Annotated in this window: 21 protein-coding genes; all 21 read right to left on the reverse strand. The window is 61.5% G+C overall.

Annotated elements, in window-relative coordinates; genetic code table 11:
* Window positions 1-7: 7 nt before the first annotated feature.
* Window positions 8-2,242, reverse strand: a complete 2,235-nt coding sequence (locus G7025_RS00615) for a chemotaxis protein CheA (RefSeq protein WP_181075811.1) — start codon at window positions 2,240-2,242, stop codon at window positions 8-10.
* An 11-nt stretch (window positions 2,243-2,253) separates the two neighbouring features.
* Window positions 2,254-3,042: a protein phosphatase CheZ gene (locus tag G7025_RS00620; protein WP_181075812.1), complete on the reverse strand. Its 789-nt coding sequence runs from the start codon at window positions 3,040-3,042 to the stop codon at window positions 2,254-2,256.
* Between the two features lie 18 nt (window positions 3,043-3,060).
* On the reverse strand, window positions 3,061-3,435 hold the full coding sequence (locus tag G7025_RS00625) for a chemotaxis response regulator CheY (RefSeq protein ID WP_162276696.1): 375 nt from the start codon (window positions 3,433-3,435) through the stop codon (window positions 3,061-3,063).
* Window positions 3,436-3,604: 169 nt separating this feature from the next.
* A complete protein-coding gene (gene fliA / locus G7025_RS00630; protein WP_181075814.1) occupies window positions 3,605-4,345 on the reverse strand; it encodes an RNA polymerase sigma factor FliA in 741 nt (246 codons plus the stop codon).
* Window positions 4,342-5,175, reverse strand: a complete 834-nt coding sequence (fleN, locus tag G7025_RS00635; protein ID WP_003192912.1) for a flagellar synthesis regulator FleN — start codon at window positions 5,173-5,175, stop codon at window positions 4,342-4,344. The genes fliA and fleN overlap by 4 nt, the downstream gene beginning before the upstream one ends.
* A 104-nt stretch (window positions 5,176-5,279) precedes the next feature.
* Window positions 5,280-6,596 (reverse strand): flagellar biosynthesis protein FlhF, encoded by a 1,317-nt coding sequence (gene flhF / locus G7025_RS00640; protein WP_181075816.1) that lies wholly within the window; start codon window positions 6,594-6,596, stop codon window positions 5,280-5,282.
* A 12-nt stretch (window positions 6,597-6,608) separates the two neighbouring features.
* Window positions 6,609-8,723: a flagellar biosynthesis protein FlhA gene (flhA, locus tag G7025_RS00645; protein ID WP_219855131.1), complete on the reverse strand. Its 2,115-nt coding sequence runs from the start codon at window positions 8,721-8,723 to the stop codon at window positions 6,609-6,611.
* A gap of 349 nt (window positions 8,724-9,072) precedes the next feature.
* The gene (locus tag G7025_RS00650; protein ID WP_181075820.1) at window positions 9,073-9,273 is read right to left on the reverse strand and encodes a cold-shock protein; all 201 of its coding nucleotides are present in this window, start codon (window positions 9,271-9,273) and stop codon (window positions 9,073-9,075) included.
* Between the two features lie 22 nt (window positions 9,274-9,295).
* Window positions 9,296-9,502, reverse strand: a complete 207-nt coding sequence (locus G7025_RS00655; protein ID WP_181075821.1) for a cold shock domain-containing protein — start codon at window positions 9,500-9,502, stop codon at window positions 9,296-9,298.
* A gap of 188 nt (window positions 9,503-9,690) precedes the next feature.
* Window positions 9,691-10,827 (reverse strand): flagellar biosynthesis protein FlhB, encoded by a 1,137-nt coding sequence (flhB, locus tag G7025_RS00660; RefSeq protein ID WP_181075823.1) that lies wholly within the window; start codon window positions 10,825-10,827, stop codon window positions 9,691-9,693.
* A 3-nt stretch (window positions 10,828-10,830) separates the two neighbouring features.
* Window positions 10,831-11,616, reverse strand: coding sequence for a flagellar biosynthetic protein FliR (fliR, locus tag G7025_RS00665; protein WP_181075825.1), 786 nt, complete (start codon window positions 11,614-11,616; stop codon window positions 10,831-10,833).
* Between the two features lie 4 nt (window positions 11,617-11,620).
* Window positions 11,621-11,890, reverse strand: coding sequence for a flagellar biosynthesis protein FliQ (gene fliQ / locus G7025_RS00670; protein ID WP_034099472.1), 270 nt, complete (start codon window positions 11,888-11,890; stop codon window positions 11,621-11,623).
* Between the two features lie 4 nt (window positions 11,891-11,894).
* The gene (fliP, locus tag G7025_RS00675) at window positions 11,895-12,638 is read right to left on the reverse strand and encodes a flagellar type III secretion system pore protein FliP (RefSeq protein ID WP_181075827.1); all 744 of its coding nucleotides are present in this window, start codon (window positions 12,636-12,638) and stop codon (window positions 11,895-11,897) included.
* Window positions 12,638-13,072, reverse strand: a complete 435-nt coding sequence (fliO, locus tag G7025_RS00680) for a flagellar biosynthetic protein FliO (RefSeq protein WP_181075829.1) — start codon at window positions 13,070-13,072, stop codon at window positions 12,638-12,640. The genes fliP and fliO overlap by 1 nt, the downstream gene beginning before the upstream one ends.
* A gap of 1 nt (window position 13,073) precedes the next feature.
* Window positions 13,074-13,541 carry a flagellar motor switch protein FliN gene (fliN, locus tag G7025_RS00685; RefSeq protein ID WP_181075831.1) on the reverse strand — a complete coding sequence of 156 codons (468 nt, stop codon included), beginning with the start codon at window positions 13,539-13,541 and terminating at the stop codon, window positions 13,074-13,076.
* Between the two features lie 39 nt (window positions 13,542-13,580).
* The gene (gene fliM, locus G7025_RS00690) at window positions 13,581-14,549 is read right to left on the reverse strand and encodes a flagellar motor switch protein FliM (RefSeq protein WP_181075833.1); all 969 of its coding nucleotides are present in this window, start codon (window positions 14,547-14,549) and stop codon (window positions 13,581-13,583) included.
* A 9-nt stretch (window positions 14,550-14,558) separates the two neighbouring features.
* Window positions 14,559-15,062, reverse strand: coding sequence for a flagellar basal body-associated protein FliL (gene fliL / locus G7025_RS00695; protein ID WP_181075835.1), 504 nt, complete (start codon window positions 15,060-15,062; stop codon window positions 14,559-14,561).
* A gap of 546 nt (window positions 15,063-15,608) precedes the next feature.
* Window positions 15,609-16,958 carry a flagellar hook-length control protein FliK gene (locus G7025_RS00700; RefSeq protein ID WP_181075837.1) on the reverse strand — a complete coding sequence of 450 codons (1,350 nt, stop codon included), beginning with the start codon at window positions 16,956-16,958 and terminating at the stop codon, window positions 15,609-15,611.
* 145 nt (window positions 16,959-17,103) lie between these two features.
* Window positions 17,104-17,448, reverse strand: coding sequence for an Hpt domain-containing protein (locus tag G7025_RS00705; RefSeq protein WP_181075839.1), 345 nt, complete (start codon window positions 17,446-17,448; stop codon window positions 17,104-17,106).
* A 30-nt stretch (window positions 17,449-17,478) separates the two neighbouring features.
* Window positions 17,479-19,197: an ATP-binding SpoIIE family protein phosphatase gene (locus G7025_RS00710; RefSeq protein WP_181075841.1), complete on the reverse strand. Its 1,719-nt coding sequence runs from the start codon at window positions 19,195-19,197 to the stop codon at window positions 17,479-17,481.
* The gene (locus G7025_RS00715; protein WP_181075843.1) at window positions 19,194-19,499 is read right to left on the reverse strand and encodes an STAS domain-containing protein; all 306 of its coding nucleotides are present in this window, start codon (window positions 19,497-19,499) and stop codon (window positions 19,194-19,196) included. The genes G7025_RS00710 and G7025_RS00715 overlap by 4 nt, the downstream gene beginning before the upstream one ends.
* Between the last annotated feature and the right edge of the window lie 10 nt (window positions 19,500-19,509).

The raw sequence follows: 19,509 nt of genomic DNA on the forward strand, positions 1-19,509 counted from the left end.
GCCAGAATCAAATACGCCGAGCGGCGTAACGCTTGAGCATGCTCGGAACATCGAGAATCAGCGCGATCCGACCGTCACCGGTGATGGTCGCACCCGACATGCCCGGGGTTCCCTGCAGCATTTTGCCCAAAGGCTTGATGACCACTTCTTCCTGGCCGACCAGTTGATCGACCACAAAGCCGATACGCTGGGTGCCCACGGAGAGAATCACCACATGGCCTTCGCGCTGTTCTTCATGCGCCGCCGATGCCACCAGCCAGCGCTTGAGGTAGAACAGCGGCAACGCCTTGTCGCGCACGATCACCACTTCCTGGCCGTCCACCACGTTGGTGCGCGACAGGTCGAGGTGGAAGATCTCGTTGACGTTGACCAGCGGGAAGGCGAAGGCCTGGTTGCCCAGCATCACCATCAGGGTCGGCATGATCGCCAGGGTCAACGGCACCTTGATGACGATCTTGGAACCCTGGCCCTTGGTCGAGTAGATATTGATCGAGCCGTTGAGCTGGCTGATCTTGGTCTTGACCACGTCCATGCCCACGCCACGGCCCGACACGTCGGAGATCTCGGTTTTGGTCGAGAAGCCTGGGGCGAAGATCAGGTTGTAGCACTCGGTGTCGGTCAGGCGGTCGGCGGCATCCTTGTCCATCACGCCACGCTTGACCGCGATGTTGCGCAGGATGGCCGGATCCATGCCCTTGCCGTCGTCGGTGATAGACAGCAGGATATGGTCGCCTTCCTGCTCGGCCGCCAGGATCACCTTGCCGCCACGGGACTTGCCCGAGGCTTCACGTTCTTCCGGGGTTTCCACGCCATGGTCGACGGCGTTGCGCACCAAGTGGACCAGCGGGTCGGCCAGGGCCTCGACGAGGTTTTTGTCGAGGTCGGTTTCTTCGCCTACCAGTTCCAGGTTGATTTCTTTCTTCAGCTGGCGCGCCAGGTCGCGAACCAGGCGCGGGAAGCGGCCGAAGACTTTCTTGATCGGCTGCATCCGCGTTTTCATCACGGCGGTCTGCAGGTCGGCGGTCACCACATCGAGGTTCGACACGGCCTTTTGCATGGACTCATCGCCACTGCTCAGGCCCAGGCGCACCAGGCGGTTACGCACCAATACCAGTTCGCCGACCATGTTCATGATGTCGTCCAGGCGCGCGGTATCGACCCGCACGGTGGTTTCGGCTTCAGTCACAGGCTTGTCGGCCACCGGCGCGGCGGCGGCCGCTCGTGCAGGGGCAGCCGCGGCGGCCGGAGCAGGCGCAGGCTTGGCGGCCGGGGCGGCGGCCTTCGCGGCTACCGGTGCAGGCTTGGCGGCGGCGGCCGTCGCTGCGGCGGCCGGGGCCACTTCGCTGAACTTGCCTTTGCCGTGCAGATCGTCCAGCAGTGCTTCGAACTCATGATCGGTGATCAGTCCGTCGCCGGCGGGTTGGGCCGGTGTCGCCGGTTTGGCGGCGGCCGGTGCCGCAGGGGCTGCCGCGGTGGCGGCCACTTCCGGCAGCGCATCGGCGGCGAAGGTGCCCTTGCCATGCAACTGGTCGAGCAACGCTTCGAATTCGTCGTCAGTGATATCGGTGCTGGCAGTGGCAGCGGCCGGCGCCGGCGCTGCGGCGGCGGGTGCCACGGCGTCGGCGGCGAACTGGCCCTTGCCGTGCAACTGATCGAGCAGCGACTCGAACTCGGCGTCGGTAATGTCTTCGCTGGTCGGCGCCTGCGACGGGGCCGCTGCAGGAGCTTCAGCTTCGGCCTTGACCGCGCTGAGAGAGCTGAGCAGCTGTTCGAACTCGCTGTCGGTAACGTCCGGTTCCGGCGCCGGCTCAGGTTCCGCCACCGCCTCAGCCACGGGCTCGGCCGCCAGGTCGGCAGGCTCCGCGTAACGCGCCAGGGCGGCCAGCAGTTCCGGGGTGGCAGCGGTGATCGGGGCACGTTCGCGCACTTGGCTGAACATGCCGTTGACCGCATCGAGTGCTTCGAGAATCACGTCCATCAACTCCGAGTCTACGTGCCGCTCACCCTTGCGCAGGATGTCGAACACGTTCTCGGCGATGTGGCAGCACTCCACCAGCTCATGGAGCTGGAGGAAGCCGGCGCCCCCTTTTACAGTATGAAAACCGCGAAAAATTGCATTGAGCAGGTTCGCATCATCCGGGCGGCTTTCCAGCTCGACCAGTTGTTCGGACAGTTGCTCTAAAATTTCGCCGGCCTCTACAAGGAAATCCTGAAGGATCTCTTCATCGGCGCCGAAGCTCATGTGGGTGCTCCTTAGAAGCCTAAACTGGATAACAGGTCATCTACGTCATCCTGACCTGACACAACGTCTTCACGTTTATCGGCATGAATCTGCGGACCTTCACCCTTGGCGAGATGTTTTTGTGGATCTTTTTCCGAGAGGATCGCTGCGCGGTCATGTTCGATGCCGGCGAAACGGTCAACCTGGCCTGCCATGAGCACCAGTTTGAGCAAATTGCTTTCCACTTCGGTGACCAACTGCGTCACACGCTTGATCACCTGACCGGTCAGGTCCTGGTAGTCCTGGGCCAGCAGAATGTCGTTGAGGTTGCTGGACACCGTGCGGTTGTCCTGCTCGCTGCGTGACAGGAACCCTTCGACCCGGCGTGCCAGCTCGCGGAACTCTTCAGCCCCCACTTCCCGGCGCATGAAGCGGCCCCAGTCGGCATTCAGGGCCTGGGCTTCATTGGCCATGCCGTTGACCAGAGGCGTGGCGTTTTCCACCAGGTCCATGGTGCGGTTGGCCGCCGCCTCAGTCAGCCTGACCACGTAGGACAGGCGTTCGGTGGCATCGGTAATCTGCGAGATTTCTTCGGCCTGGGGCATGTGCGGGTCAATCTGGAAATTGACGATTGCACTGTGCAACTCGCGCGTGAGCTTGCCCACTTCCTGGTACAGGCCTCGGTCACGGGTCTGATTGAGCTCATGGATTAACTGCACCGCGTCGCCGAAATGACCTTTTTCAAGGCTGTCGACCAGTTGGTGAGCATGTTTTTTCAGGGTTGACTCAAAGTCTCCCTGTGACGTTTCTTTCTGCTCCATAGCTCCCCCGCGATGGCATTAGCCGTGGATGCGTTCGAAGATTTTTTCGATCTTCTCTTTCAACGCCTGTGCAGTGAATGGCTTGACCACATAACCGTTAACGCCGGCCTGGGCAGCTTCGATAATCTGTTCACGCTTGGCTTCGGCGGTCACCATCAGCACGGGCAGGTTGCGCAGCTTTTCGTCGGCGCGCACCCAGCGAAGCAAGTCGATGCCGGTCATGCCGGGCATGTTCCAGTCCGTGACCAGAAAGTCGATGCCTCCGCTGTTGAGGATCGGCTGCGCCGTGATGCCATCATCCGCCTCGACCGTGTTGGTGAACCCAAGGTCACGCAACAGGTTTTTTATGATCCGCCGCATCGTTGAGAAGTCATCAACGATGAGGATTTTCATGTTCTTGTCCAATTCGACCTCCAAGCAGTCTTAAACGCGCCCAGCACCTGGACGCGCCATTTCAATCAACAGGCATTACACAAAAAGGACTGCCGGGGCCACCACGGGCCGAACCCGCGCAGGCCCATGGCCCACGCGGTATCGCTCTGCAGTGTCCCCACACTGCCTGTCAGCGCGCTCGCCACTCTCCCAGACGTCCCCGCAAGCGGGCGGCGCACTGGCTATGCAACTGGCTGACCCGCGATTCGCTGACCCCCAGCACCTCACCGATTTCCTTGAGGTTCAGCTCTTCGTCGTAGTACAGCGCCAACACCAAACGTTCACGCTCCGGCAAATTGGCGATTGCGTCCGCCAATGCCCCCTGGAAGCGTTCATCCTCCAGGTCGCGCGACGGCTCCATGTGAGCGCTCGCGCCGTCCTCGTGCAGCCCTTCATGCTCGCCGTCCTGCAACAGGTCGTCGAAACTGAACAGGCGGCTGCCTAAGGTATCGTTCAAAATCCCGTAATAATCGTCGAGACTCAATTGGAGTTCGGCCGCAACTTCATGATCTTTAGCGTCACGACCGGTTTTTGCTTCAATTGCTCGAATTGCGTCACTGACCATGCGCGTATTGCGATGCACCGAACGGGGTGCCCAGTCACCTTTACGCACTTCATCGAGCATCGCGCCGCGAATACGGATACCCGCATACGTCTCGAAACTCGCACCCTTGGTGGCGTCGTACTTGGTCGACACCTCCAGCAGGCCGATCATGCCCGCCTGGATCAGATCCTCCACCTGCACGCTGGCCGGCAACCGGGCCAGCAAGTGGTAGGCAATGCGCTTGACCAGGGGCGCATAGCGCTCGATCAGTTCACCCTGGCTGTCACGCGCCGATTTTTTGTAGAGGTTGTAACCGCTCGATGTCATAGCACTGGCCCTGCGCTCGTCTGATGCACCAATCGCTCGACGAAAAACTCCAGATGCCCACGCGGGTTGGCGGGCAGCGGCCAGGTATCGACCTTCTGGGCAATAGCCTTGAACGCCAAGGCGCATTTCGAACGAGGGAATGCTTCGTAGACCGCGCGCTGTTTCTGCACGGCCTTGCGCACACATTCGTCGTAGGGAACTGCGCCGACGTATTGTAAGGCGACATCGAGAAAGCGATCCGTGACCTTGGTCAACTTGGCGAACAGGTTGCGCCCTTCCTGCGGGCTCTGGGCCATATTGGCCAGGACGCGGAAGCGGTTCATGCCGTAGTCACGGTTAAGGAGTTTAATCAGGGCGTAGGCGTCGGTGATCGAGGTGGGTTCATCGCAGACCACCAGCAATACTTCCTGCGCGGCGCGCACAAAGCTGACCACGGACTCGCCGATCCCCGCAGCGGTGTCGATCACCAGCACGTCGAGGTTGTCGCCGATATCGCTGAACGCTTGAATCAGCCCGGCATGCTGCGCGGGGCTCAGGTGCACCATGCTCTGGGTGCCGGAAGCGGCCGGCACGATGCGGATCCCGCCGGGGCCTTGCAGCAGCACATCGCGCAGCTCGCACCGGCCTTCGATCACATCGGCCAGGGTGTGTTTGGGCGTCAGCCCCAGCAGAACGTCGACGTTCGCCAGTCCCAGGTCGGCGTCCAGCAGCATGACGCGACGGCCAAGCTCTGCCAGCGCCAGGGACAAATTCACTGACACGTTAGTTTTTCCGACGCCACCTTTGCCGCCGGTCACCGCGATCACCTGTACGGGATGCATGCTGCCCATTTTATTTCTTTACCTTGTCTTGCTTAGACGCAGGCTACATGGCTTGGCCGCGTGAATCGCTTGCAGACCATCAATGTAGGTACATTGCATTGTGTTCATGTTGCTCAGCCCACCCGTTTTGCCGGGCTGTGGTACAGATCAGCGAACATATCGGCCATCGCTTCCTCGCTAGGCTCGTCCTGCATTTGCACGCTGACGGCACGGCTGACCAACTGATGACGGCGCGGCAGATGCAGATCATCCGGAATCCGCGGCCCGTCGGTCAGGTAGGCGACCGGTAATGCATGACCGATAGCCAGGCTCAACACTTCGCCCAGGCTGGCGGTTTCGTCCAATTTGGTCAGGATGCAACCGGCCAGCCCACAGCGTTTGTAACTGTGGTAGGCAGCGGTAAGAACCTGTTTCTGGCTGGTGGTTGCAAGCACCAGGTAATTTTTTGACTTGATCCCACGCCCGGCCAGGCTTTCCAGCTGCATGCGCAGCGCCGGATCGCTGGCTTGCAGGCCGGCGGTGTCGATCAGCACCACGCGTTTGCGCAGCAGCGGGTCCAGGGCGTTGGCCAGGGACTGGCCCGGGTCGACATGGGTTACCGGCACGTTAAGAATGCGCCCCAGGGTCTTGAGCTGTTCCTGGGCACCGATACGGTAGCTGTCCATGCTCACCAGCGCGATGTTATGCGCGCCGTACTTGAGCACATAACGCGCCGCCAGCTTGGCCAGGGTGGTGGTCTTGCCCATGCCGGCAGGGCCGACCATGGCGATCACGCCGCCCTCTTCCAGGGGTTCGATTTCCGGGGTGACGATCATGCGGGCCAGGTGCGCCAGCAGCATGCGCCAGGCCTGGCGTGGCTCGTCGATTTCAGTGGTCAACGCCAGCAGGTCGCGGGACAACGGGCCGGACAGGCCGATGCGTTGCAGGCGACGCCACAGGTTGGCTTGCTGCGGCTTGCTGCCTTGCAACTGGTTCCAGGCCAGGGAGCCCAGTTGCACTTCCAGCAATTCACGCAGGCCATTGAGTTCAAAACGCATCGAATCGAACATGCGCTGGTCGACGGCGGCGGCCGGGGCTGGCGCGGCGGGACGCGGCGGTTCGACAAACGTAGGTTCAACCAGCGGCTCGGCGGCGGTCAGCGGCAGGCCGGCGAACAACTGGCGATTGGTGGTGGCATCGCTGTCGCCGCGCATGCTCAGTTCGGCCTGGGCCGAGACGATGCGCGAAGCGGTCTTGCGCAACTCGTCCTCGAGCTCCATGTTGGGAACGCGTGGCGCCAGCGCCGAGGGGGTGTAGTCCAGGGCAGCCGTCAGCTCGACACCGCCGGCAATACGACGGTTACCGATAATCGCGGCGTCGGCGCCCAGCTCATCACGGACCAGTTTCATGGCCTGACGCATATCGGCGGCGAAAAAACGCTTCACTTGCATAACCCACTACCCTCAGCCGTTGGGCCCTACTGTCGCGACGATAGTCACTTGCTTGTTGTCAGGAATTTCCTGATAAGCCAACACGTGCAAATTCGGTACTGCCAGGCGTCCAAACCGCGACAACATCGCTCGGACCGGACCCGCCACCAGCAGAATCACCGGTTGGCCCTGCATTTCCTGGCGCTGTGCGGCGTCGATCAACGAACGCTGCAGTTTTTCAGCCATGCTTGGCTCCAGCAGAACGCCTTCTTCCTGGCCTTGCCCTGCCTTCTGAATACTATTGAGCAATATTTGTTCCAACCTTGGCTCCAAGGTGATAACAGGCAGCTCGGAGTCAAGCCCTACAATGCTTTGCACGATTGCGCGGGACAATCCGACGCGCACCGCGGCCACCAGCGCGGCGGTATCTTGACTCTTGGCGGCGTTGTTGGCGATGGCTTCGGCAATGCTGCGGATGTCGCGCACCGGCACTTGTTCGGCCAGCAGCGCCTGCAGCACTTTGAGCAATTGCGACAGCGACAGCACGCCCGGCACCAGCTCTTCGGCGAGTTTTGGCGAGGCTTTGCCGAGCAACCCCATCAATTGCTGGACTTCCTCGTGGCCGATCAGCTCGTGAGAGTGCTTGTACAGGATCTGGTTCAGGTGCGTGGCAACCACGGTGCTGGCGTCGACCACGGTGTAGCCCAGGGATTGGGCCTGGCTGCGCTGGCTGATTTCGATCCACACCGCTTCCAGGCCGAAAGCCGGATCTTTGGCGGTAATACCGTTGAGGCTGCCGAACACCTGGCCGGGGTTGATCGCCAGTTCGCGATCGGGGTAGATCTCGGCTTCGGCCAGGATCACGCCCATCAGGGTCAGGCGGTAGGCGCTGGGCGCCAAATCGAGGTTGTCGCGAATGTGCACGGTGGGCATCAAAAAGCCCAGGTCCTGGGACAGCTTCTTGCGCACGCCCTTGATCCGCGCGAGCAATTGGCCACCCTGGTTGCGGTCCACCAATGGGATCAGGCGGTAGCCGACTTCCAGGCCGATCATGTCGATCGGGGTCACGTCATCCCAGCCCAATTCCTTGGTTTCCTGGGCGCGGGCCGGGGATGGCAGCAGTTCCTGCTGGCGAGCGATCTCTTGCTGGGCCTGGACCTTGACCATGTTCTGTTTTTTCCAGAACAGGTAAGCCGCGCCGCCGGCCATGGCTGCCATGCTCAGGAACGACACGTGCGGCATGCCCGGCACCAGGCCCATGATCGCCATGATGCCCGCCGCCACGGCCAGGGCCTTGGGCGAGGCAAACATCTGCCGGCTGATCTGCTTGCCCATGTCTTCGGAGCCCGACGCACGGGTCACCATGATCGCCGCCGCTGTGGATAACAACAGTGATGGCAATTGCGCCACTAAACCGTCACCGATGGTCAGCAAGGCGTACACCTTACCGGCATCGCCGAAACTCATGCCGTGCTGGAAGATACCGACCGCCATGCCGCCGATCAGGTTGATGAACAGGATCAACAGGCCAGCGATGGCGTCACCGCGCACGAATTTACTGGCACCGTCCATGGAGCCGTAGAACTCGGCTTCCTGGGCGACTTCCAGGCGGCGCGACTTGGCCTGGTTCTGGTCGATCAGACCGGCGTTGAGGTCGGCGTCGATGGCCATCTGTTTGCCGGGCATGGCGTCGAGGGTGAAACGCGCGCTCACCTCGGAAATACGCCCGGCGCCTTTGGTCACCACCACGAAGTTGATGATCATCAGGATGGCGAACACCACGATACCGACCACGTAGTTACCGCCGATCACCACTTCACCGAAGGCCTGGATCACCTTACCGGCGGCGGCGTGGCCGTCCTGACCGTGCAGCATCACCACGCGGGTCGACGCGACGTTGAGCGCCAGGCGCAACAGGGTCGCCACCAGCAGGATGGTGGGGAACACCGCGAAATCCAGCGGACGCAGGGCGTACACGCAGACCAGCAGCACCACCACGGACAGCGCGATGTTGAAAGTGAAGAACACGTCCAGCAGAAACGGCGGCATCGGCAACATCATCATTGCCAGCATCACCAGCAACAACAACGGCACACCCAGATTGCCCCGCGACAGGTCAGTCAGGGTGCCACGGGCCGTGCTGAGCATTTGAGAGCGATCCACCACCGGTATTCCTCGTTTCCTTGAAGCAAACTTTTGACGCCAGCTGGCGACTTGCAGGCGGTATTGCAAGAAGCCTTCCAACTTTACTTTTGTGCCTGGAGAACCTCACAAACACTCGGGGGATCGGATGTTGTCATCCAAATGTAATGAGGGGGCTTGCCCCCGATTGCAGTCTGTCAGGCCTGGATCAGGTGCCTGATACACCGCCATCGGGGGCAAGCCCCCTCCCACATTTGCGCTATGTGCAGCCAGCGCTGCTGAGGACATTTATTGCAAGAATTGGGGACCGTCTCTAGGAGGCCCGCTCGCTAGTCCAACACCGAAGAACTGAAGCTCAAAGGGCGCGAACGTTTTCAGCCTGAGCACCTTTGGGCCCCTGGGTAACCTCGAACTCCACTTTTTGCCCCTCTTCAAGGGTCTTGAATCCGTCGCTCTTTATGGCCGAGTAGTGGACAAATAGATCGCCCCCACCGTCCTGAGTGATAAATCCAAAGCCCTTCTCCGCGTTAAACCACTTCACAGTACCTGTTGCCATTGCCGTTCTCCGTACACTTCAATTAAACGCAGATCAGCTTGATCTCGCACGCATAGACTCCATCAGGACGATGGATTTTCTGAAATGCCACTCTCTGGCCCTGCGAAAGCAAACGACCGCCTGAGCTGAGCAGATCGACCGCCACCACCTCACCCCACTCCTCCGGAGCGATCAAACCCTTGCCGGTCTGTGGGTCATACGCTTGAACCCAGCCTTTAAAAACCTGCATTTCCCACTCCCTGCATCTTGATGCGCAGCGAGGTTATGGAACCGCGAGAAAGCGATGCTGGCTACTGTCAAAGTTGACAGGTAGACACTGATCAGCGACGAGTGGTAACGGCCAATGGGAGGACTTATGGATGAGGAGACCTTGCGGTGAGAGCAGGCCTGCCACAGCACGACTGATTACCCGACGGCTCAGGAATCGCGGCGCAGATCCGGCGGAATCGGCAGATCCTTGAGCGGATCAGGACGCTTGCCCTTGCCGGCGCGATACTGGCGAATCTGATAGACATACGCCAACACCTGGGCCACCGCCAGATAAAGCCCGGCGGGAATTTCCTGGTCGAGGTCGGTGGAGTAGAAAATCGAGCGCGCCAATTCCGGCGATTCCAGCAGCAGGATGTCGTTGGCCACCGCGATTTCGCGGATTTTCAGCGCGGTGAAGTCGCTGCCCTTGGCCAGCAGCATCGGCGCCCCGCCCTTCTCCGGGTCGTACTTGAGCGCCACCGCGTAGTGGGTCGGGTTGGTGATGACCACGTCGGCATCCGGCACCGAAGCCATCATCTTGCGCTGCGACATTTCGCGCTGCAGCTGACGGATGCGCTGCTTGACCTCGGGCCGACCTTCCTGGTCCTTGTGCTCGTCGCGCACCTCCTGCTTGGTCATCAGCAGTTTCTTATGGCTTTCCCACAGCTGGATCGGAGCGTCCACCGCAGCGATGAGGATCAGCCCGGCCGCCATCCACAGCGCACTCCAGCCCACCACCTGCACGCTATGGATAATCGCTGACTCCAACGGCTCATGGGCAATGCGCAGCAAGTCATCGATATCGGACGACAACACCGCCATGGCCACGAACAGAATCAATATGAACTTGGCCAAGGCCTTGAGCAGCTCGACCAGCGCCTTGGCCGAAAACATGCGCTTGAGCCCCGCCGCCGGGTTCATGCGGCTGAACTTGGGCGCCATGCTGCTGGCAGCGAACAGCCAGCCGCCAAGGGACACCGGGCCGATCAGCGCGGCCAGCAGCAACGTAATCAGAATCGGCTGTACCGCCAGGATCGCGATCTTGCCCGAGTGCAGCAGGTACTGGCCCATCGCGCCGGGGCTGAGCAGTACCTCGCGGGGCAAGGCGAAGTTGAGCTTCATCAGCTCCATCAGATCCAGGGCCAGGCCGCCGCCATAGATCAGCAGCGCACCGGAGCCGGCCATCATGGTGGCGACGGTATTGAGCTCTTTGGAGCGGGCGATTTCGCCCTTTTCCCTGGAGTCCTTTTTGCGTTTCTCCGTGGGGTCTTCTGTCTTGTCCTGACCACTCTCGCTCTCGGCCATGGCTCAGCGCGCCCGTGCCAGATCACGTAAAAACTGCAAGGCGTCGGTCGCCAGCGGTTGATACTGATTGAGAATGTCGGCCAGGCCGATCCAGAAAATCCCCATGCCCAACACCAGGGTCAATGGGAAACCGATCGAGAAGATGTTCAGTTGCGGCGCCGCACGGGTCATCACGCCAAACGCGATGTTGACCACCAGCAGCGCCGTGATCGCCGGCAATACCAGCAACAGTGACGCGCCCAGCACCCAGCCGAGGCGCCCGACGATTTCCCAGAAATGGTTCACCACCAATCCTGAGCCCACCGGCAGCGTGATGAAGCTTTCGGTCATGACTTCGAACGCCACCAAATGACCGTTCATGGCCAGGAACAGCAAGGTCACCAACATGGTCAGGAACTGCCCGATCACCGCCGCCGACACACCGTTGGTGGGGTCGACCATGGAGGCAAAGCCCATGCCCATCTGGACCGAGATGATTTGCCCGGCGATCACGAAGGCCTGGAAAAACAGGCTCAGGGAAAAGCCGAGCAAGGCGCCGATTAGGATTTGCTCGGCGATCAGCAGCAGCGCGCTCAGGTCCAGCGCATTTACCGGCGGCATCGGCGGCAGTCCGGGCACGATCACCACGGTGATCGCCACCGCGAAGTACAGGCGCACCCGCCGCGGTACCAGGGTCGTGCCGAACACCGGCATGGCCATCAACATCGCCGTCACGCGAAACAGCGGCAGGATGAACGAGGCCACCCAGGTGCTGATCTGCGTGTCGGTCAAGGCCAGCAAGGATTGCATCGGGTCAGCCGATCAACTGCGGAATACTGCCGTACAACTGCAGGATGTATTCCATGAACGACTGCACCAGCCACGGCCCGGCGACGATCAGCGTGACCAGCATCACCAGCAGGCGCGGCAGGAAGCTCAAGGTCTGTTCGTTGATCTGGGTCGCGGCCTGGAACATCGCCACCAGCAGGCCCACCAACAGGCTGGGCACCACCAGCACGGCGACCATCACGGTGGTCAGCCACAGCGCTTCACGGAACAGGTCGACGGCGACTTCTGGAGTCATAGCGCTATACCCCTCCGAAACTGCTGGCCAAGGTGCCGATAATCAACGCCCAGCCGTCCACCAGCACAAACAGCATGATCTTGAACGGCAACGAGATGATCAGCGGTGACAGCATCATCATCCCCATGGCCATCAGCACGCTCGCCACCACCAGGTCGATGATCAGGAACGGGATAAAGATCATGAAGCCGATCTGGAACGCGGTCTTCAATTCCGAGGTAACGAACGCCGGCACCAGAATGGTCAGCGGCGCCTGGTCGGGGCTGACGATGTCGGTACGCTTGGACAGGCGCATGAACAGCTCAAGGTCGCTGGAGCGGGTCTGCGACAGCATGAAATCCTTGATCGGGCCCTGCGCCTTGTCGATGGCGTCCTGGGCGGTGATTTTCTCCGCCAGGTAAGGTTGCAGGGCTTGCGTGTTCACCTTGTCGAACACCGGCGCCATGATGAACAGCGTCAAGAACAGCGCCATGCCGGTGAGGATCTGGTTCGAAGGCGTCTGCTGCAGGCCCAACGCTTGCCGCAGGATCGAGAAGACGATGATGATCCGCGTGAAGCTGGTCATCAGCATGACAAACGCCGGGATAAAGCTCAGCGCGGTCATGATCAGCAGGATCTGCAGGCTGACCGAATACTCCTGCGCGCCGGCCGCGTTAGTGCCCAGCGTAATAGCCGGGATCGACAGCGGGTCGGCGGCGAACGCCAGCGGCGCCGCAAGCCACAGCATGAGCGTCAATAAAACGCGCATTACTTATTATCCTTCTGGTCCTTGCCCAGCAACTCCATCAGGCGCTGGGCAAATTCCGGCGTGGCGGACTGGGTCTTGTCGACATTCACAGGGGTCTTGAGCACGTGCAATGGGGTGATGCGGCCGGGTGTGATACCCAGCAGAATCTGCTCCTCGCCCACTTGCACCAGCACCAGGCGATCACGCGGGCCGAGGGCGCGGGCACCAATCATCTCGATGACCTGGCCGTTGCCCGGCCCCACGCGCTGCACGCGGCGCATCAGCCAGGCCAGCACAAAGATCAAACCCACCACCAGCAACAGGCCCAGCACCAACTGGGTCAGTTGCCCGCCCACGCTGCCCACCACCGGCGCGGCAGCGGCCTGAGCCACTGGCTCGGCCGCCCAGGCCGGCAGGGGCAGCGCGATTAACAGTCCCACCGTGAGCCGGTTCATATCAGCGCAGCTTCTTGATGCGTTCGCTCGGGCTGATCACGTCGGTCAGACGGATACCGAACTTTTCGTTGACCACTACCACTTCGCCGTGGGCGATCAGGGTGCCGTTGACCAGCACGTCCAACGGCTCGCCGGCCAGGCGATCCAGCTCGATCACCGAGCCCTGGTTGAGTTGCAGCAGGTTGCGGATGTTGATTTCGGTGCTGCCCACTTCCATGGAAATCGACACCGGAATATCCAGGATAACGTCCAGGTTCGGACCGTCGAGGGTCACCGGGTCGTTGTTCTTCGGCACGCTGCCGAATTCTTCCATCTGCAGGCGGTTGCCGGCTGGCGCGGTGGCGGCATCAGCGGCCAGCAGAGCATCGATATCGTCCTGGCCGACATCGCCGGTTTCTTCCAGGGCAGCCGCCCATTCATCAGCCAGGGCCTGGTCTTCGGCGGAAGTGTTTTCGTGTTCGGTAGCCATTACATGTCCTCGGCGAAGCAAACATTTATAAATTAGGGGTCAGCGGCGGGTGATCGGCTCAACCACTTGTAATGCCAGGTTGCCCTTGTGGGAACCGAGCTTGACCTTGAACGACGGCACGCCATTGGCGCGCATGATCATTTGTTCCGGCAGCTCCACCGGGATGATGTCCCCAGGCTGCATGTGCAGGATGTCGCGCAGACGCAGCTGGCGGCGCGCCACGGTGGCGCTGAGCGGCACGTCGACGTCCAGCAGGTCTTCGCGCAGGGCCTTGACCCAGCGCTCATCCTGGTCGTCCAGGTCGGACTGGAAGCCGGCGTCGAGCATCTCGCGCACCGGCTCGATCATCGAGTACGGCATGGTCACGTGCAGGTCGCCGCCACCGCCGTCGAGTTCGATATGGAAGGTGGAGACCACGATGGCTTCGCTGGGCCCGACGATGTTGGCCATGGCCGGGTTCACTTCCGAGTTGATGTACTCGAAATTGACTTCCATGATTGCCTGCCAGGCTTCCTTCAAGTCGATGAAGGCCTGCTCCAGCACCATGCGCACCACCCGCAGCTCGGTGGGGGTGAATTCACGGCCTTCGATCTTGGCGTGACGGCCGTCGCCGCCGAAGAAGTTGTCCACCAGCTTGAACACCAGTTTGGCGTCGAGGATGAACAGCGCGGTGCCGCGCAGGGGCTTGATCTTGACCAGGTTGAGGCTGGTGGGCACGTACAGCGAATGCACGTACTCGCCGAACTTCATCACCTGCACGCCACCCACCGCCACGTCCGCCGAACGGCGCAGCATGTTGAACATGCTGATGCGCGTATAACGGGCGAAACGTTCGTTGATCATTTCCAGGGTCGGCATGCGTCCACGGACGATGCGATCCTGACTGGTCAAGTCATAACTTTTGACGCTGCCGGGCTCGGCAGCCATTTCGGTCTGTACCAGACCATCGTCGACGCCATGCAACAGCGCATCGATTTCATCCTGGGACAGCAGGTCCTGCACGGCCATGTCGTGATCCTACTGCAATACGAAGTTAGTGAAGAGCGCCTGTTCGACCACTACTTTGCCGAGCTCTTTCTGGGCCACTTCCTGCACGCTGGCGGTGACCTTCTGGCGCAGCATTTCCTGGCCGACCGGGGTGGCCAGGGTGTCGAAGCTCTGGCTGGAGAACAGCATCACCAGGTTATTGCGGATCACCGGCATGTGCACCTTGAGGGCATCCAGGTCCGATTGGTTGCGCGCCAGCAAGGTGATGCTCACCTGCAGGTAACGCTGACGGCCGTTCTGGTTGAAGTTGGCGACAAACGCCGGAAGCATCGGCTCGAAGATTGCCGGTTGCTTGACGTTGGTAGCGGTTTCGGCGGCGGGAGCCGGTTTGCTGGCACTGCTGTGCATGATGTACCAGGTGCCGCCCACCGACGCGCCAATGGCCAGGAGCAGGCCCACGACTATCAACAGAATAAGCTTGAGCTTACCTTTGCCCGCGGGTGGTTTTGCTGCTGCGTCTTCGCTCTTCGCCATGCCAATAATCCGTCACTATTCGGGGATTCATAGATCTACGGGAAGGCAAGAGCAAGTGTTATGCCAGAGTTGTCTGGCTGAACACAGACAAAGGAACACCACAAATCAAGTGTGGCAGGGGGCTTGGCCCCCGATAGCGGTGTATCAGCAACCGATGTATGAACTGACACATCCTCATCGGGGGCAAGCCCCCTCCCACATTGTGATCTGGTTTCGTCAGTGGGTAATTAAGTTGGAATGCGATTCGAGTGGGAGGGGGCTTGCCCCGATGAGCATGGGCATCTACACAGACCTTAAAGGCTGACACATAACTCTGTAGTGAGCGGGCTTGCCCCGCGCCGGGCTGCGAAGCGGCCCCAAACCCAGGCACCTCGGAGTGTCAGCTGAAACCACATCGCCTGGAATAGGGCCGCTTCGCAGCCCGGCGCGGGGCAAGCCCGCTCACCACATCAAAGCCAGCTCACCAGATCAAAGCCCGCTCACCACATCAAAGCCAGCTCACCACAGCAAGCCCCCTGCCCCATTTTGTCCTATGCCAGACCTACATCAGGCGTAGTAATCGACGGCGCTGGAGCCGATCACCGTCGAAGTCACGGGCGCCACTGCTTCGGCCACATCAATGTGGCTGCCGTTGTCACCGCTGTCGCCGCCCCGCCCGCTGCGGCTAACGCCCCCCGTCTGCGCCTGTTGTTGCTGCTGTTCCTGACCACGGGACTGGTCGGACACGTTCACATCCACCTGCCCCATGCCTTGCTGGGCGAACATTTCACGCAGGCGGCCGGACTGGCTTTCCAACGCTTCACGCACCACTGGGTGGGCGCTCATGAAGTTGACCTGGGCCTGCTGGTCGGCGGTCATGTTGACCTTGATATCCAGGCGCCCGAGTTCGGCCGGCTGCAACTGGATTTCTGCCGACTTGAGGTTGGCGCTCGACAGGTACATCACGCGGTTGACGATCTCATCGGTCCAGCCGCTCTGGTGCATGGCCAGCGGCGCATTCGCGACGGGCGGCAAAGCGTTGGCGGTTTTCGGCGTGGCGGCCTGGGTCAGGGCGGCCAGGCGGTTGGCGAAGTCATCGACACGCGTGTCGCTGCCGGCGCTCTTGAGGTCCTTGAGGCCGTCGTCGATCAAACCGCCAAAGGCCTTGTCGCCCCCTTGGTCGGTGCTGTCCTTGGTAGCCTGCTGGTCGACCAGGGTGGCCAGGCCGGCAGCGAAATTCTGCGCGGCGGTCGGTTGGTCCAGGGTCGGCGTCGACGCATTTTTGGCTGGCGCCTGGCTGCTGGCCGACACATGACCGCCCTGCTCCATGGCCAGGCGCACGGCCGGCATTGCATCCAGCGGGTCGGCCGCAGGGTCGAACGCGGGCTTGGCCTCTTCGCTCGCGGCCACCGGCACCGGCGGCGCGGCAACCAACGGCTGGGCGTGATCATCCGGCGTGTCGGCGACTGGTGTCGGGGCTTCCACCGGCACCGGCACGGCGACCGGGGTGACGGCCGCGATCAGCGCCGGGTCGACCACCGGGTCGGCCGGGAGCTGCTGCACCAGGGCCGGATCAACCGGGGCATCATCGTCCGAACCGACGCTGTCGTCCGCCTTGGCCGCAGGCGGGCCGGCAGGCAAAGGATTGCCGCTATCGGCAACCGCCGGTGCCTTGGCGGCAGGCTTGTCACTCCCGGCAGCCGGCTTGGCGCTGGCATCGACGGGCTTGTCGCGGCTGGGTCTGGTGGAGTTGTCGTCGCCTTTGGAGGCAGGCTTTGAACCCTGGCTGGCGAACACTTGAGCGAAGCCAGGGCCCTTGTCCCGTGGCTCCGCAGCCACCGCCGGTAGATTGGCGGAGGGCGCTTGAGGCTTGGCCGCGGGGGCAGCCTGAAGAAGCGAATTCGGGGCGACTGGCATGGTAAAGGTCTCCACTGCATGGGGATCGGGGATGCAGTATGAGGAGATAGAGCAAGAGTCGGGCCAGGTTTGGTTTCGGCTGGGCCAGGTTTGGTTTCGGCTGGGCCAGGTTTGGTTTCGGCTGGGCGAGGGTTGGTTGCCACCGTCACATCTGGAAGCGCTGACGCTCCGACTCGTACAGCGGCTTGACCAACGCAAACTCAAGATCGATCTGATCCACCAGTGCCTCCAGATCGCCGGCCGCCTCGGCGGATTCGGCCTCCAAGCGCTGACACAAGTGCGCCAAGCGCACCGCTCCGAGGTTGCCGCTGCTGCCTTTGAAACTATGGGCAATACGCCCCAGCGCCTTCGCGTCGCCCCGAGACTGGCGCAATGCTTCGATGCGTTTTTGCGAATCGTCAAGAAAAGTATCGAGCAACTTGGGGTACTCGCTTTCCATGACTTCCTGCAAACCCGACAACACTACCGGGTCCAGATGAACATCAACCACTTGCTCGCTCCTTGATCAAGAATCGGCGGATTATGCCAGAGCCTCCCACGAAAACTCCACGCACACACACCGCCCGCCGTCGGACCAACGCACGTCCTGACTTAGCCGACGTACCAGGCTCAAGCCGCGACCGGACAGACGGTCGATATCCAAGGGCTGCGCCAACACCTTGTCCACATCAAATCCCGGCCCGCTGTCCTCGATGCGCAGGGTCATCGTGCCGCCGGCGTCGGTCGGCACCACTTGTACCTGCACTCGCACGTAACCGCTGTTCAACTCGGCCAATCGTTCGTTGCGCCGGCGATAGTACTCGGCAAACCCCTGGGCATCGCGTTTGAGCCGTGAGTCCAGGCCCAGCACGCCATGTTCCAGCGCGTTGGAGTACAACTCGGCCATCACGCTGTAGAGTGCGCCGCTCTGCGCGCGCAGGCCATGGATCTCCAGCAGCAATTGCAACAGGTAGGGCAGCGGGTTGTAGCGCTTGAGGGTCTGGGCGCGGAACTCGAAATTCACCGACCAGTCCAGCGGGCACGACTGGCCGCTGTCGGCATACAGCGGCCCACTCGCACGCAACGCCGGGCCGGACTGCAAGGTGATCTCCACCATGCTCACGTCATCGCGCGCCTCCCCGCGAAATGCCGCCAGGGCCTGCTCGACATCTTCGAACAAGCGATCAGGCTCGCGGTTGGCAGCGAACACCTGCTGCAAGCGCTCGACCCCGAACAACTGGTTATTCGCGTCGGCGGTCTCCAGCACGCCGTCGGACAACAGAAACACGCGATCCCCCAACGCCATAGGCCAGACTTCAGTGCAGTCATTGAACAGCTCGGCCGACAGCACACCCAACGGCAAGTGCCGCGATGCCAGCGATGTGCGTTTGCCTGTGGCGACCTGATGCACATAGCCCTCGGGCATGCCGCCGTTCCATACCTCCACCACATGGCGATCGGTGCTCAGGCACAACAAAGTGGCGCAACAGAACATGTCCACCGGCAGGATGCGTTTGAGCTTGGCGTTCATCTCGCGCAGGATCTGCGCCAGGCCATAGCCCTTGGCGGTCATGCCGTAGAACACGTCCGCCAGGGGCATGGCCCCCACCGCCGCCGGCAAGCCGTGGCCGGTAAAATCCCCCAGCAGTACATGCATATCGCCCGACGGCGTGTAGGCCGCCAACAGCAGATCGCCATTGAACAGCGCGTAAGGCGACTGCAGGTAGCGGATATTCGGCGCGGCATTGATACAACCGGAGTGGGCGACCTTGTCGAACACCGCCTTGGCCACCCGCTGCTCATGCAACAGGTGGTCATTGTGCTTGGCGATCAGATCGCGCTGCTGCAGCACCGTGGCCTGCAACCGACGCAGGCGGTCCATGGCGTTGATTTTTGCGGCCAGGATCAGCGGGTTGTAGGGCTTGGGCAGGAAGTCATCGCCACCCGCGTCCAGACACTCGGCCAGGTCGGCGCTGTCGCTCAGGGAGGTGAGGAAGATGATCGGCACCAGGGCTTCCCCCGACAGCTGCTTGATCCAGCGCGCAGCGGCGAAGCCATCCATCACCGGCATCAGTGCATCCATCAGCACCAGTTGCGGGCGCTCACGGGTAAACACTTCGACGGCTTCGCGACCATCGGCAGCGGTGAGCACCTGATGGCCCTGGCGTCGCACAATGGTCGACAGCAACAGCAGGTCGGCGGGGCTGTCGTCGGCGATCAGGATCGTGAGCGCCTCATGGGCGGGGGCCAGAGCGCTCAATTGATGTCAAACAGCCGATCGAAGTTGGCGATAGCGAGGATCTTGCGCACGTCAGGGTTGCTGTTGATCACAGTAACCTGCGATTCGTCGCCACCGGCGTGGTCGCGCAGCAGCAGGAGCATCCCCAGCGCCGAGCTGTCCATGTAAGTGGTTTCCTTGAGGTCCACGATATAGGCCTGCGGGACCTTATAGAAACGCTCGTAGGAATCACGAAACTTCTGATGCTGGCCGAAATCGAACCGGCCTTTGATCACGATCGTCAACTTCTTCCCGTCCGGGGATACTTCTGACTCGACTGCCATGCGACTGCTT

Source organism: Pseudomonas lurida (assembly GCF_013522705.1).
In the GTDB taxonomy this organism is placed as follows: Bacteria; Pseudomonadota; Gammaproteobacteria; order Pseudomonadales; family Pseudomonadaceae; genus Aquipseudomonas; species Aquipseudomonas quebecensis.